This window comes from Kitasatospora sp. NPDC057512, from assembly GCF_042802135.1.
GTDB lineage: Bacteria > Actinomycetota > Actinomycetes > Streptomycetales > Streptomycetaceae > Kitasatospora.
This window is the reverse complement of sequence record NZ_JBHVET010000166.1, coordinates 1-12,788: the sequence shown is the minus strand read 5'-3', so window position 1 is coordinate 12,788 and position 12,788 is coordinate 1. Positions and strand designations below refer to the sequence as shown.

At 74.4% G+C, this 12,788-nt stretch carries 14 protein-coding genes and 1 pseudogene; 8 read left to right on the top strand and 7 right to left on the bottom strand.

All coding sequences use genetic code 11. The annotated features are described in order from the left end of the window. The 3 genes from ACFU6K_RS14010 to ACFU6K_RS14000 all read right to left on the bottom strand — a co-directional run. Positions 1–744: STM4014 family protein (locus ACFU6K_RS14010; protein WP_380662964.1), on the bottom strand; the 744-nt coding region annotated here is incomplete at its 3' end. Positions 745–760: 16 nt separating this feature from the next. Further along, positions 761–1,702 carry an STM4015 family protein gene (locus ACFU6K_RS14005; protein ID WP_380662963.1) on the bottom strand — a complete coding sequence of 314 codons (942 nt, stop codon included), beginning with the start codon at positions 1,700–1,702 and terminating at the stop codon, positions 761–763. Between the two features lie 82 nt (positions 1,703–1,784). Further along, positions 1,785–2,762, bottom strand: a complete 978-nt coding sequence (locus tag ACFU6K_RS14000; protein WP_380662961.1) for an STM4015 family protein — start codon at positions 2,760–2,762, stop codon at positions 1,785–1,787. 201 nt (positions 2,763–2,963) lie between these two features. On the opposite strand from ACFU6K_RS14000, the gene ACFU6K_RS13995 reads away from it, so the two are divergent. The 4 genes from ACFU6K_RS13995 (at position 2,964) to ACFU6K_RS13980 (ending at position 6,661) form a co-directional block, all read left to right on the top strand. After that, complete coding sequence (locus ACFU6K_RS13995; RefSeq protein ID WP_380662960.1) at positions 2,964–3,290, top strand: hypothetical protein; 327 nt, start codon at positions 2,964–2,966, stop codon at positions 3,288–3,290. Between the two features lie 128 nt (positions 3,291–3,418). Then, complete coding sequence (locus ACFU6K_RS13990; protein ID WP_380662958.1) at positions 3,419–4,534, top strand: DUF6745 domain-containing protein; 1,116 nt, start codon at positions 3,419–3,421, stop codon at positions 4,532–4,534. Between the two features lie 115 nt (positions 4,535–4,649). After that, positions 4,650–5,447 (top strand): MerR family transcriptional regulator, encoded by a 798-nt coding sequence (locus tag ACFU6K_RS13985; RefSeq protein WP_380662957.1) that lies wholly within the window; start codon positions 4,650–4,652, stop codon positions 5,445–5,447. After that, a complete protein-coding gene (locus ACFU6K_RS13980; protein WP_380662955.1) occupies positions 5,444–6,661 on the top strand; it encodes a glycosyltransferase in 1,218 nt (405 codons plus the stop codon). Before ACFU6K_RS13985 ends, ACFU6K_RS13980 begins: the two co-directional genes overlap by 4 nt. 189 nt (positions 6,662–6,850) lie before the next feature. Here the strand turns inward: ACFU6K_RS13980 and ACFU6K_RS13975 are convergent, their stop codons facing one another. The 4 genes from ACFU6K_RS13975 to ACFU6K_RS13960 all read right to left on the bottom strand — a co-directional run bounded on the left by ACFU6K_RS13975 (position 6,851) and on the right by ACFU6K_RS13960 (position 9,800). Then, on the bottom strand, positions 6,851–7,402 hold the full coding sequence (locus tag ACFU6K_RS13975) for a VC0807 family protein (RefSeq protein WP_380662966.1): 552 nt from the start codon (positions 7,400–7,402) through the stop codon (positions 6,851–6,853). Positions 7,403–7,484: 82 nt separating this feature from the next. Next, positions 7,485–8,090 carry a TetR/AcrR family transcriptional regulator gene (locus ACFU6K_RS13970; RefSeq protein WP_380662953.1) on the bottom strand — a complete coding sequence of 202 codons (606 nt, stop codon included), beginning with the start codon at positions 8,088–8,090 and terminating at the stop codon, positions 7,485–7,487. Between the two features lie 24 nt (positions 8,091–8,114). Beyond that, positions 8,115–8,888, bottom strand: a complete 774-nt coding sequence (locus tag ACFU6K_RS13965; RefSeq protein ID WP_380662952.1) for a class I SAM-dependent methyltransferase — start codon at positions 8,886–8,888, stop codon at positions 8,115–8,117. A 420-nt stretch (positions 8,889–9,308) separates the two neighbouring features. Next, complete coding sequence (locus ACFU6K_RS13960; RefSeq protein ID WP_380662950.1) at positions 9,309–9,800, bottom strand: GNAT family N-acetyltransferase; 492 nt, start codon at positions 9,798–9,800, stop codon at positions 9,309–9,311. Between the two features lie 98 nt (positions 9,801–9,898). Between ACFU6K_RS13960 and ACFU6K_RS13955 the strand changes: the two genes are divergently transcribed. The 4 genes and pseudogenes from ACFU6K_RS13955 (at position 9,899) to ACFU6K_RS13940 (ending at position 12,787) form a co-directional block, all read left to right on the top strand. After that, positions 9,899–10,828 carry a LysR family transcriptional regulator gene (locus ACFU6K_RS13955; protein WP_380662949.1) on the top strand — a complete coding sequence of 310 codons (930 nt, stop codon included), beginning with the start codon at positions 9,899–9,901 and terminating at the stop codon, positions 10,826–10,828. 193 nt (positions 10,829–11,021) lie between these two features. Then, positions 11,022–11,411: a DUF4259 domain-containing protein gene (locus ACFU6K_RS13950; RefSeq protein WP_380662947.1), complete on the top strand. Its 390-nt coding sequence runs from the start codon at positions 11,022–11,024 to the stop codon at positions 11,409–11,411. A gap of 340 nt (positions 11,412–11,751) precedes the next feature. Then, positions 11,752–11,862, top strand: a pseudogene (locus ACFU6K_RS13945) (DUF4157 domain-containing protein); the annotation flags it as partial. Between the two features lie 163 nt (positions 11,863–12,025). Beyond that, complete coding sequence (locus tag ACFU6K_RS13940; RefSeq protein WP_380662945.1) at positions 12,026–12,787, top strand: class I SAM-dependent methyltransferase; 762 nt, start codon at positions 12,026–12,028, stop codon at positions 12,785–12,787. The last annotated feature ends 1 nt before the right edge of the window (position 12,788 follow it).

Sequence of the window (12,788 nt, the reverse complement as noted above, 5' to 3'; positions counted from 1 at the left end):
GCCGGCGACCACCACGACCCGCAGGTCCGCCGAGCGCCCGGACTGCGAGGCCTTCGGGATCCACTGCTCGACGTGCAGCCCGTCCGGTGCCAGGCCGTCGACGATCGCGGCGACCTCCCGCTCGCCGCGGTAGCGGCGCACCCGCAGCGAGTTGTGCAGCCGGCCGTCGGCCAGCTCCACCGAGGTGGTGGCCTGCAACTGCCCGCGCGGCCCGAACTCCAGGGCCATCACCCCGGAGGCGGAGGAGCCGTGCGCCGGCTTGACGAAGACCCGGTGCAGGCCGGCCTTGGCGAGGCGCTCGCGCAGGTGCTCCCAGCCGGTGACCTCGCCGCCGAGCGCCCTGGGCACCGGCACCCCGGCTCCGGCGAGCAGCGCGTGCGTACGGCGTTTGTCGAACATCACGGCGATCTCCTCCGGATCGCCGAGCAGCCGTACGCCGGGCCGGGCGGCCAGCCCGCGCAGCGCGGCCATGACCCCCGCGTACCAGACGGCCGTGCCCTCGACCCTGGTCGGGGCGTAGTCGGGGCCGAGCGCCGGGCCGCGCAGCAGCCGGTCGACCTCCGGCTCCTCGCCGGGCGACTCGATGCGCAGCAGGCCGTCCTCGGGCAGCCGGTACCGGCCGCGCAGCACGTCCAGCCAGGGCAGGACGGCGGGCTCGGGCAGCCCGGCGGCCCGGGCGGCGGCCGCGAACAGCGTCACCCGTCGGTGCCCCGGGTTGCCCAGGACGGTCAGTCGCACGGTCATCGCCTCCGCCGCCCGCCTACTCGGAGACCGAGACGTAGCGGTCGTCCTCGTCGTCCAGGTCGTCGCCCTCGGCCTCGTCGAGGTCGAGCCCGACCCCGGGCAGGGCCTCGGACAGACGCTCCTGCATCGCGTCGCTCAGATAGTGGTGGTGCAGGTCGAGGGAGTTCAGGTGGGTGAGCGGCTGGCCCTCCAGCAGGGCGGTGGCGCCCTCGTCGGTCAGCACGCCCATGGAGAGGTCGAGCGACTCCAGCCGGGCCACTATCGGGGCGTGGGCGAGGGCGGCGGCGATCTCGTCCTGGAACTCGCTGTTGGCCAGCCCGAGGTGGCGCAGCTCGGGCAGCCGGGAGCCGTCCAGGAACGGCGCCAGGTCGTCCATCGTCGCGTCACCGCCGTACTCGTCCACGCCGAGCCAGAGGTCCAGACGCTCCAGTGCGGGCAGCTCGGAGGCGGCCACCGCGCGCACCACGGCGGCCGGCAGGCCGCCGGACTCGAAGCGCAGGCTGGTCAGGGCGTCGTGACGGACCGGATCCAGGCCGAGGTCGGTACCGCCGCGCACGGCCAGCGACTTCAGCGCGGGGAAGGCGGCGAGCAGCGGGGTGACGTCGTCCATCACCAGCCAGGAGACCTCGCACTCGTCGTAGGTCACCTCGGCGAGGAACAGCGCTTCCAGGGCGGGCAGGCGCCGGGCCTCGGCCGTCAGCGCCTCGATCACCGGGCCGACGGAGCCGTAGCCCTCGGCGCCGTTCCACCAGGGACCGATCACCAGGGCGCGGACGCTCGCCGGATCGACGTCCCGGAGGAAGGACTGCCAGAGCTGGGCGAAATCCTGCTCGGAGCGGTAGGCGAGGGCGAGCCGCCAGGCGACGCTGTCGGCGGCGGGCCGCGGCCGGGTGTCGTCGGGGGCGAACTCGTGGATCGGCAACTCGTGGAAGCGTTCGATGTGGCGGGAGATGGCCATGTCGGATCCTGGTCGGTCGGGGTGGGCGAGTAGGCGGGCTGTCGGGCGGTTGGACGATCAGGCGGGCGCGGGGCGTTGACGACTACTCGGCCACGGCCACGTAGCGCCACTGGTCGTCGGGCTTGCCGGGCTCGGAGAGGTCGACCTCGACGCCGGGCAGGGCCTGGCGCAGGCGCTGCTGCATCTCCTCGGTGAGGTAGTGGTGGTGAAGGTCGAGGGAGCGCAGGTGGGTGAGTGGCTGGCCCTCCAGCAGGGCGGTGGCGCCCTGGTCGGTCAGCACACCCATGGAGAGGCTGAGCGACTCCAGCCGGGCGACGACGGGCGCGTGCGCCACGGCGGCCGCGATGTCGTCCTGGAACTCGCTGTTCTGGAGGCCGAGGTGGCGCAGTGCGGGGAAGCGGGTGCCGTCCAGGAACAGCGCGACGTCGGCCATCGTCGCGTCGCCGCCGTAGTTGTCCACGCCCAGCCAGAGCTCCAGCCGCTCCAGGGCCGGGAGGTCACAGCCGGCCACCGAGCGCACGACCGAGCCCGGCAGGCCGCCGGCCTCGAAGCGCAGCGCCTTGAGCGCCTCGTGCCGCAGCGGCTTCAGGGCCAGACCGCCCTTGCCGTCCCAGTCCTGCGAGGCACCGCGCACCACCAGCTCGGCCAGCCGCGGGAAGGCCGTCAGCAGCGGCGTGATGTCGCACTGCTGGATCCAGGAGATCTCGCACTCCTCGAAGGTGATGTCGCCGACGAACAGCGCACGCAGGGCGGGCAGCCGGCCGGCGGCGGCGACGATCGCCTCCATCGGCTCCTGGAAGCCGTCCGGCTCCTCCGGGGACCACTGGCCGATCACCAGGGCGGTGACCCGCTCGGTGTCGACGGCGCCGAGGAACTGCTCCCAGCGTTCGGCGAACGTCGCCTCGGACTCGTAGTCGAGCTTGATCCGCCAGGCGGCCGAGGCCGCGTCCGGCAGTTCGACGGCGCCCGATCCGCCCTTCTCCTCGGCCTCCTCCAAGGCCTCCACGAAGTCGAAGACGGGGAGGCCGTGGAACCGTTCGATGTGGTCGTTGACAGTCATGCGCTGCTCCTCTGGGGTCTGGGCCGAACAACTGTCTACCAGCCGGGACTGACAATCCGGCGGCCGGGTCGCCGCCCGGGCGCGTTGTCAGACCCTTGCTCTATGTTCGGGTCCTGGCTCCGGAGAGTGACCGCGGCGGACGCGGCGGAGCCGTGGGTTCCGGCGCCCGCCGGAGTCCCTCCGTACGGCGAGGGAGGACTGATGTACCGCCAGGGCGATGTGCTGATCGTGCCGGTCGAGGAGAGCGCGGTGCCGCCGAGGGTGGTGGAGCTGGCCGTGCAGCCCCGGGACGCGCGGGGCCGGATGGTGCTGGCGCTCGGTGAGGTCACCGGGCACGCGCACGCCGTGGTCGGCCCCGGCGAGCTGCGCCGGGAGACCGGGCCGTTCGGCGCGGGCTGGCTGCACCTGCCCGAGGGCGGCCGGGTGGTGCACGAGGAGCACGCGGCGATACCGCTGCCCAAGGGCTGGTACCGGGTGGTCCGGCAGCGCGAGTACGTGCCGGGCGCGGTGCGGATGGTCGCGGACTGACGACCGCTCCGCCCGCCGTACGGGGGTCGGCGGGCGGGTGCGGACACGAGGGCGGGGCGCGGCCGTGGCCGCGGAACGGAACGGGAACGGACGGCCGGGCGGCGAGCCCGGCCGGGAACGGAGCAGGGATGGAGACGGTGATCCACGACGAGGTCCACGGCGACCGGGCGCAGGCGCGGGAGCTGCCCGGGCCGGTCGAGGTGACGGCCCGCTGGCGGGCGGCCGCGGCGGCCACCGGAGCGGGCGACCGGGCGGCGGCCGAGCGCGCCGTCCGGGCCGCCTACCGGGCGGCCGGGCTGCCCGAGCCCGCGGCGATCCGGTGGTTCGGCTCGCCGCTCGCCGCGACCGGGGCGGCGCTGGAGCTGCGGGCCGCCGGCGCGGAGAGCGTGCGCGAGGCGGTGCGCACCAAGCCCTGGGAGGAGGCCAGGCGGCTGGCCGTCGAACAGGTCGGCGCCGCCGGGTGGGCGGGCCACTGGGCGCTCACCGGGGGCGAGCTCGGCCCGGTCACCACCCCGCTCGCCGACCGGCTGCGCAACGCGGTGCTCGACCGGCTCGCCCCCGAGGCCGACCGGGAGGCCGACGTCGCCGTGGCCGAGGAGGCCCGGGCCCGTCGCACCACTGTCCGGCTCGCCCTGCTGGACGCCGTGCGCGGCCAGCACGACGCGCCGTGGTTCGCCGCCTTCGAGGCCGCCGGGGCGAGCGCCGCCGCCGCACCACTCGCCGAACTGGCGCGGGAGGCCGGCTGGTGGTGGCCGTACCGGGACGTGGCCCTGCTCAGCGAACGGCCGACCGCCCTGCACCGCGACGAGGCCGGACGGCTCGACCGGGCGGACGGGCCCGCCCTGGAGTACGCCGACGGCTTCGCCCTGCACGCCTGGCGCGGCATGCCCGTCCCGCCGGAGTTCCTGGCCGGCCTGGCCGAGGTGACGGTCGAGCGGATCCGCACCGAGGAGAACGCCGAACTGCGCCGCGTCCTGCTGGAGCACTACGGCTACGAGCGCTACCTGGCCGACTCCGGCGCCGAGCCCATCCACCGGGACGAGACCGGCGTGCTCTGGCGAATCGTCCTGCCCGACGACGAGCCGGTGGTGATGGTCGAGGTGGTCAACTCCACGCCAGAGCCGGACGGCACCCACCGCACCTACTGGCTGCGCGTCCCCCCGAGCGCCCGCACCGCGCGAGCCGGGGTCGCCTGGACCTTCGGGATATCCGAGACCGCCTACCACCCGCAGCGCGAGACCTGACCGAGGACGCCGCCCGGCATCCGGAGCAGGCCCCTGAGCTGCGTGTGTTGACCCTTACCCCACGTCAGGCCGCACGGTGGGGGCGCAGCGAACGCACGGATGATCGGAGGGACGCATGAGCTGGTCGGTGGGCCAGGTCTCCGGCTTCGCCGGGGTCACGATCCGGACCCTGCACTACTACGACCGGTCCGGGCTGCTCACGCCCAGTGAGCGCAGCCCGGCCGGCTACCGGCTCTACAACGGCGCGGACCTCGCCAGGCTCCAGCAGATCCTGTTCTACCGGGAACTCGGCTTCCCGCTCGACGAGATCGCCGACATCCTGGCGGACCCGCAGGCCAACGCCCTCGACCACCTGCTGGCGAGACGACACGCCCTCACCGAGCAGATCGCCCGGCTCCAGAAGCTGGTCGACGTCGCCGAGCGGGCCATCGAGGTGCAGCGCACCGGGGTCGAGCTGAGCCCGGAGGAGCGCTTCGAGGTCTTCGGGGACGTCGTCTTCGACCTCAGTTACGCGGCCGACGCCCACCTCAAGTGGGGCGAGCGGGACAGCCACCAGGAGGCCCTGGCCCGTGCCGCCACCCACTCCAAGGAGGACTGGCGGCAGCTGATGGCGGAGGCCGCGGAGTGGCGCGGTCGGCTGCTGGAGGCCTTCGACCGGGCACTGCCGGTCGACCACCGGACGGTGCTCGACCTCGCCGAGCAGCACCGGCAGCACATCACCCGGTGGTTCACGCCCTGCCCGCCGGAGATGCACTGCCGGATCGCCGACGACTACGAGGCGGACGCCCGCGCCTTCGCCCTCGTCGTCCCGCCGGCCGAGCAGCGCCCGGGGTTGGCCGGCTACCTCCGTGCGGCGATCGGTGCCAACGCCGAGCGGCGCAGCGGGAGCGACCCCGACGAGGTGGCCCGATGAGAATCCTCGTCATGGCCGCCGGATCGCACGGCGACGTCGCCCCCTACACCGGTCTCGGGACGTTCCTGCGCGGCGCGGGGCACGAGGTCGCGCTCGCGGCGCCCGAGACCTTCCGCGAGCTGGTGGCCGGCAGCGGCCTCGACTTCCGCCCGCTCCCGGTCGATCCACGCGGGGCGGGCAGCGGTCGAACAGGCGGGCGCTCCGAACTGCTCGCACGGGCCGCGGCGTTCATCGGGAAACTGGGCGACGGGCTCGCGGACGCCGCCGCGCCCGGAGCCGATCTGCTCCTGCTCAGCACCACCACCGCGCCGTTGGGCTGGCACCTAGCGGAGGCAATGGACGTCCCCAGCATCGGGGTCTACCTGCAACCCACGCTGCCGACACGGGAGTTCCCGCCGGTCGTCGGGGGCGGCCGCACGCTGGGGAGCTGGGGCAACCGGGTGGCGGGCGCGCTCGGTCAACGGGTCGTCGACCGCCTGCACGCCGAGGCCGCACACCGACTGCGGTCGCGGCTGGGCCTCCCGGCGCTCTCCCAGACCGCGCGCCGGCGGGCCGTGGAGCGGGCGCACTGGCCGGTGCTGCACGGCTTCAGCCCGACCCTCGTACCGCGCCCGGCCGACTGGCGGCAGGAGCTGCGGGTGGTCGGCAACTGGTGGCCGTACGTGGCGGAGGACTACGGCCTCCCGGCCGAGGTCGAGGACTTCCTGCGGGCCGGGCCGCCGCCGGTGTTCATCGGCTTCGGCAGCATGGCGGCGGGGCAGGGCGAGCGGTTGAGCGCCCTGGCGGTGGAGGCCCTGCGGCGGGCGGAAGTCCGGGGCGTGGTGCAGGCCGGCTGGGCCGGGATCGCCGGGGAGGGCGACGACGTGCTGACGGTCGGCGAACTGCCGCACGCCCGGCTCCTCCCGCGCATGGCGGCGGCCGTGCACCACGCGGGCGCGGGTACGGCGGCTGCGACGCTACGCGCGGGCGTGCCGAGCGTCCCGGTCCCGGTGACGGCGGACCAGCCGTTCTGGGCCGACCGGCTCCGCCGGCTCGGTGCCGCCACCGCTCCCGTCCGGTTCGCCGACCTGACCGCCGACCGTCTGGCGCAGGCCATCCGTCAGGCCGTCGAGGAGCGGCGGCTTCGGGAACGGGCGCAGGAGGCGGCCCGCGCCCTGGCGAAGGAGGACGGCGCGGGCCGGGTCGCGGAGGCGGTGATGGCGTTGGGCGGGTAGCCGAGGAAGCACGGACGGTCAGGGGGAGCGGGCCAGCGGCCGCTTCGGCCGGTCGAGCACGACTCAGGCTGGGCTCGGGCTCGGGCTCAGGCTCGGGTTCGGGTTCGGCGAGGAGCAGCAGTCGGTCGGTGCCCGCGGCGCTCCCGGGTGCCGCGCCGGTCAGAGCGGTCACGGCCGGCCCCGTTCCGGTCAGGCCCGCAGGCCGTGGCGCCGGGTGTACCGGAGATGGAAGACGAGCAGCGGCGCGGCGATCACCGGACAGCACAGGTTCATGGCCGCCGGGGCGGTATCGACGGGAAGGAGGTACGCGAAGGCCGGTTGGGCGAGGGCGTTGAGCAGGCTGGCCGCACCCCAGACCGCGGTGAGCACCCGGACGCCGTGACGGAACGCGGAATCCTGCTCCCAGCGTCCCTCCCAGGCACGCAGCCCGTCCTCGCCCGCCTTAGCCTGCACGAAGGAGCGGAAGACCACCATCAGAGCCGGGCGCCCGTAGCCGACGGAGGCCAGCAGCCAGATCCCGAGGAGTCCGCCGAGCATGCCCGTCCAGGCCTCGCGGATCAGCAGGGTGCGGGTGTCCCCGGTGAGAACCGAGAGCACCAGACCGAGGGCGATCATGCTGAGGATCAGGAGGCCCAGGAAGTCGACGCGGCGGGTCCGGACCAGCCGCACCACCATGGCGACCGCTGGTACGGCGGCGGACCACAGCAGGGCCCACCACTGGTCCGCGCCTGCCGAGCGCAGCCGTAGTAGACGGCGGGAGGGAGGACGAGATCGATCAGCAGGGGTAAGAGGAGGGCGGTTCGGCGCGGGGCGGCGTGGAGGGTCACCTCGTCTCCCCGGCCCCGGTCCCGGTCCCGGCCCTGGTCCCGGCCCTGGTCCCCGTCGCGAGGGCGAAGAGGGTGACCAGCTCGCGCCCGTAGGCGCGGACGTCGAAGCCGTCCCCGGCGGACAGCCGGTTGGCGGCCGCATCGATCGAGGCACGGATCGCCAGGGCCATCGCCTCGGCGTCGAACGGCCGGAAGTCACCGCTGAGCTGTCCGTCCCGCAGGTGTCGGACCAGCAGCGAGACGGGGGTGTCGAAGCCGGCGGAGCTGACCAGCGGGCTGCCGTCCTCCCGGCGGGCGTTGGCGAGGACGTCCACCAGCGCCCGTACCTCGACCGGGTGTTCCGCCAGGAACTCCAGGTTCGCCTCGATGTAGGCGGCCAGCTGCGCGGCGGGTTCGGAGCGGGCGTGGATGCGCGGGTGCATGAAGGCCTGCGCCGACTCCTGGACGGAGTCGACGAGGGCCTGGAAGAGGTCCTCCTTGTCCTGGAAGTGGTACGAGATCAGCCGCACACTGGAGAGCTTCGCCCGCTTGGCGATCTGCGCGAACGAGGCTCGGGCGTAACATGGATCGGCAAAACTGGAGGCGCAAAAGGGCCCTGCCACGGCAGGCCGCCGCGTCCGCGCAGGTCAGGGCGCCCGGGCGATCAGGACGGGCTGGAAGAAGCCGGTGTCGGCGGGCTGCTCCCAGCGGATGCCGGCCAGGCCGGCCTCGGCGGCGAAGGTGCTCAGCTCGTCCTGGGTGAGCGCCCAGTACGTGGAGCGGCGGACCGCGACCCGCCACTGGTCGGCGTCGTCCGGCAGCAGCCGGAAGAGCTCCAGGTCGTACCGCTCGCCGTCCTCGTGCCACTGCCAGAGCTGGAAGACGACCGACCGCCGACCGCCGTGCTCGGCGGTCTGCGGCGGAGTGGAGGCGGGCCGGGTGCGGCGCAGCTCGTCGTACGGGCGGGTGGTGACCAGGAGCAGTCCGCCCGGGCGCAGGACCTGTCGCATCTCGCCGAGCGCGGCGCGGACGTCCTCGGCCGTGAGCAGGTGGGGCAGCGCGTTGTCGGCGCAGACGACGACGTCGAACCGGCCGTCCGGGAAGGGGAGTTCCCGCATGTCGGCGGCGGCGGTGGGCAGCCGGAGGCCGCGCTCGGCGGCCTCGGCGGTGGCCCGGGCGGCGGCGACCGGGCTGAGGTCGGTGCCGGTGACGCGGTGGCCGAGGGCAGCCAGGCCGATCGCCTGGGTGCCGATGCCACAGGCGCAGTCCAGCACCTCGGCGGGGCCGTCACCGAGACCCGCACGGATCAGGGCGTCCAGCGCGGAGCCCTGACGGGAGAGCGAGGCGTTCCAGTCGGCGTAGAGGAGGTGGTAGTCGTCGGCGAAATCGTCGTAGAAGCGGCCGAGGGCGGACGGGCTCATGGTGTCTGGACCTCCAGGGGCGTCGGCGGGAGCGACAAACGGCTCGCCGCAGCGCCATCCTGGCGCGGCCGTACGGGAGGCGAGTACCCGTTTTCCGGGGCCGCCGCGGAACCGTCGAGGGACCGGGACCGGGAGCGGGGCCGGAGGATGGCCGACCGATCCGCCGGGAGGCCGGCGTCCACGTCGCCATGATGCGGACGAGTGCACCTTCGACCAACTGGTCGCCGAGGCCGAGGCCGAGGCCGAGGCCGAGGCCGTGTCCGTGGACGGCTGGGGCTTGGCTGGAGGGTCGGGTGGGTTACCAGCGGCTGCCGGCTGGGCGGCTGGGTGCGGCGCCCAGGAGGAGCGGCCGGCTTCTTCCGTTCACCTCGTCCGCCCGCACCGCGGGCGCGTGGGCGGCACGGACGGGCGGCACGGGCCTCAGCCCAGTTCCATCAGTATGTCGGCGCGGGCGTAGTAGTCGGCCACCGGGAGCCGGTCGCGGGTGATCCTGACGAACCCGGCGTCCTCGTAGAGGTGGATGGCGGGGGCCAGCCTGCTGTTGGTGCCGAGGAACAGCCTGGTCCCGCCGAGTTCCCGGGCCCGGTCGATCGCGGCGGCCACGAGCAGGCGGCCGATGCCACGCCCCTGCGCGTCGGGGTTCACGGCCATCTTCGCCAGCTCGAACACGGCGTCGGGGTGGGCCAGAAGCGCCACGCAGCCCACGACGGTTCCGCTGTCCGGCTCGTGGGCCAGAAGCACGTCGCCGCCCGGTTCGACGATGCGGCCGAACGGATCCCCGAGCACGGCCCGGTCCGCCTCCTCCAGGGTGAACAGCCGCGCGATCCACTCCTCGTTCAGCGTGCGGAACGCCTCGGCGTCGCTCGGCGAGGCGATCGAGGAGACCACGGGCGGGGCTGAGGCGTACGGCACGGAGCGGGTTCCTTCCCTGGACGGCACCACGTCAGCCTGCGGCCGCGTCCACCCATGTGTCCAATACGTACGCCGACCGCCATCCATAGGCTGGAGATATGGATCAGCGAATCGAGCTCCGGCACCTGCGGTACTTCCTGGCGCTGGCCGAGGAGTTGCACTTCGGCCGCGCCGCCCGGCTGCTGCACATCGCCCAGCCGGCCCTGTCCCAGCAGATCAGGCAGCTGGAGAAGATCGTCGGTGTCGAGCTGTTCCGGCGGACCTCCCGGAGCGTCCGCCTCACGGACGCCGGGGTGACGTTCCGGCCGCGGGCGAGGGACATCCTGGGCCGGCTGGCCGCCGATCTGGACGAGGCCGGCCGGGTCGGCCGCGGCGAGGCGGGCCGCCTGGACATCGCCTTCATCACCTCCGCCACCGCGATCGTCAGTGAGCGGCTCCGGGCCTTCTCGCTCCGCCGCCCGGACGTCCAGGTCAGGCTGCGCGACGGCTTCACCGTCGACGTCCTGACAGCCCTGGAACGCGGCACGGCCGACATCGGGATCGTCCGGGACGCAGAGGAACGCGACGACATCGACCTCGCCCTGCTGGCGACGGAACGGTTCGTCGCGGTCGTCCCCGCCGACCACCCCGCCGCGCGGGGGGACCGGGTGCAACCGGCGGCGCTGGCCGCCGACCCCCTGATCCTCTTCCCGCGCTCGGCGGGGGCCCGCGCCTTCGACGTGAACACCCGGCCGATCCGGGACGCCGGCAACGAGGTCCGGGTCGCTCAGGAGTGCTCGAACTGGCACACCATCATCATGCTGGTCGCCGCCGGCCTGGGTGTCACCATCGCCCCCCACAGCGTCACCACGCTGCTCCCCGAGGGCGCCCGGAGCCTCGAACTCGACGGGCCCTCCGCCGTGAGCCGGGTCTTCCTGGCCACCCGCCGCGGAGACGACCGCCCCCTCGTGCGGGCCTTCGTCGCGGTGTCCGAATCCGTGGCGGGCCGGGGTGAACGGTCGAACGACGGGGGAGCGGGGGCCCGTTGAGCGGTCCGGCTCCTCGGCCGCCGGAAGGCCCGGGCGGTGTCGCCGGAGCCGGAGCTGTCGCCGTCGCCGCAGCTGTCGCCGGAGCCGGAGCCCTCGCCGGAGCCGTCGCCGCGACCGGACCGCCGCCCGGCGGTGTCACTGCTGCCTGCTTCGATGGCGGGGACAGACGGCGGCACCCTTCAGAGGAGACCTTGTGGGCACGTGGGGCAGTGGGAACTTCGAGAGCGACACGGCTCTGGACCACCTGTCGGTCCTCGTCGACCGGCTCGTCACCGAAGTCGCCGAGGCGATGGCCGGCGATCCCGTCGAGCTCGAACCCGACGAGTACTGGGGCGTCGCCGTGCCGTGCAACCTGGAGCTGCTGCATGTCATGGCGCGGGCCGGCCACGGTGTCCACCAGCTGCCGGAAGCCGACGTGATCACGGGATGGAAGACGGCGTTCATGGCCGTCTGGGAGCGGACCGTCGACGGCCTGGAACCGTCCCCGGGCTACAAGGTCGAACGCCGGTCGGTACTGAACCGCACGTTCGACCAGCTGGCCGAGGTCGCCGCCGGGAGCGGTGCGGGGGAGTCCGGACGGTAGCGGAACGCCCAGCTGACCAGTGGCGGCTTCCGCCGTACGTCGGTGCCGCCCCGTGCGGTGTGCTGGTCGGCCCAGGCGAGCAGGGCACCGCGGCAGGCGTGGCCGAGGTGGCGCACGTCGCTCCGGCCGAGGTCGACCGCGCGGTCCGTCGGCAGCGACTCCGGCGTGTCCGGCAGGCGGGGCGGCCGCAGGAAGGTGGCGTTGCCGCTCGGCCGGACGTACAGCGGTCGACCGTCACCGTCGTCGGTGAGATCGATGGGCAACCGGGAGGTCCGCCGGGCGCTCCTGGCGACGGCGAGGGCCACCCCGAGCGCCGGACCCGCAGGTGCCCGGACCGGCCGGACCCGCAGGTGGCGACAAGCACACCCTCGCCCACGAGTTGACGCACGTCCTCCAGCGGCGCCAGGGGCCGGTGGCCGGTACCGACGACGGCGCCGGGCCGGGCGTGTCGATCGCCTTCGAGGCGGATGGTGGCGGCGCGGCGGGGCGCGGTGAGTGGGCTGATCGCCGCAGGAGTCCGGAGGTGCGGGTCGGCACCGTCCGCCGGTAGCTGTCGGCGCCTCAGCCGAGGGAATCCGCTGGCCGGGTGGCGGCCTCGCCGCCATGATGCGGACATGCGTACCTTCGAAGAGCTGATCGCCGAGGCGGAGTCCGTGTCCGTGGACGGCTGGGACTTCTCCTGGCTGGAGGGCCGGGCGACGGAGGAGCGGCCCTCCTGGGGCTACCAGCGGCTGCTGGCCGGGCGGCTGGGTGCGGCGACGGCGGCGCTGGATGTCCAGACCGGCGGTGGCGAGGTGCTCGCGGGCGCCGTACGGCTGGGCGGGCGGCCGACCGTGCTCGCGGCCACCGAGTCCTGGCCGCCCAACCTGGCCCGTGCCACGCGGCTGCTGCACCCGCTGGGGGCGGTGGTGGTCGCGGACCCGGACGAGCCGCCGCTGCCGTTCGCCGACGGGGCCTTCGACCTGGTCAGCAGCCGGCACCCGGTGCGGGCCTGGTGGTCGGAGATCGCCCGGGTGCTGCGCCCCGGTGGCACGTACTTCGCCCAGCACGTGGGCCCGGCGTCGGTCTTCGAGCTGGTCGAGTACTTCCTCGGGCCGCAGCCGGAGCCGCGGGAGGGCCGCCGCCCCGAAGCGGAGAGTGCCGAGGCGCGGGCGGCCGGCCTGGAGGTGGTGGACCTGCGGTCCGAGCGGCTGCGGACGGAGTTCCGGGACATCGGCGCGGTGGTGTACTTCCTGCGCAAGGTGGTCTGGATGGTCCCGGGCTTCACCGTGTCCGGGTACCGCGACCGGCTGCGCGAGCTGGACGAGCGGATCCGTGCCGAGGGGCCGTTCGTCGCCCACTCGGCGCGCTTCCTGATCGAGGCGCGCAAGCCGTAGC

Bases quoted from the DNA above. Each gene is read 5' to 3' on its own strand.
- ACFU6K_RS14005 (WP_380662963.1), bottom strand. From the start codon at position 1,702: ATGGCCATCTCCCGCCACATCGAACGCTTCCACGAGTTGCCGATCCAC.
- ACFU6K_RS14000 (WP_380662961.1), bottom strand. From the start codon at position 2,762: ATGACTGTCAACGACCACATCGAACGGTTCCACGGCCTCCCCGTCTTC.
- ACFU6K_RS13995 (WP_380662960.1), top strand. From the start codon at position 2,964: ATGTACCGCCAGGGCGATGTGCTGATCGTGCCGGTCGAGGAGAGCGCG.
- ACFU6K_RS13990 (WP_380662958.1), top strand. From the start codon at position 3,419: ATGGAGACGGTGATCCACGACGAGGTCCACGGCGACCGGGCGCAGGCG.
- ACFU6K_RS13985 (WP_380662957.1), top strand. From the start codon at position 4,650: ATGAGCTGGTCGGTGGGCCAGGTCTCCGGCTTCGCCGGGGTCACGATC.
- ACFU6K_RS13980 (WP_380662955.1), top strand. From the start codon at position 5,444: ATGAGAATCCTCGTCATGGCCGCCGGATCGCACGGCGACGTCGCCCCC.
- ACFU6K_RS13965 (WP_380662952.1), bottom strand. From the start codon at position 8,888: ATGAGCCCGTCCGCCCTCGGCCGCTTCTACGACGATTTCGCCGACGAC.
- ACFU6K_RS13955 (WP_380662949.1), top strand. From the start codon at position 9,899: ATGGATCAGCGAATCGAGCTCCGGCACCTGCGGTACTTCCTGGCGCTG.
- ACFU6K_RS13940 (WP_380662945.1), top strand. From the start codon at position 12,026: ATGCGTACCTTCGAAGAGCTGATCGCCGAGGCGGAGTCCGTGTCCGTG.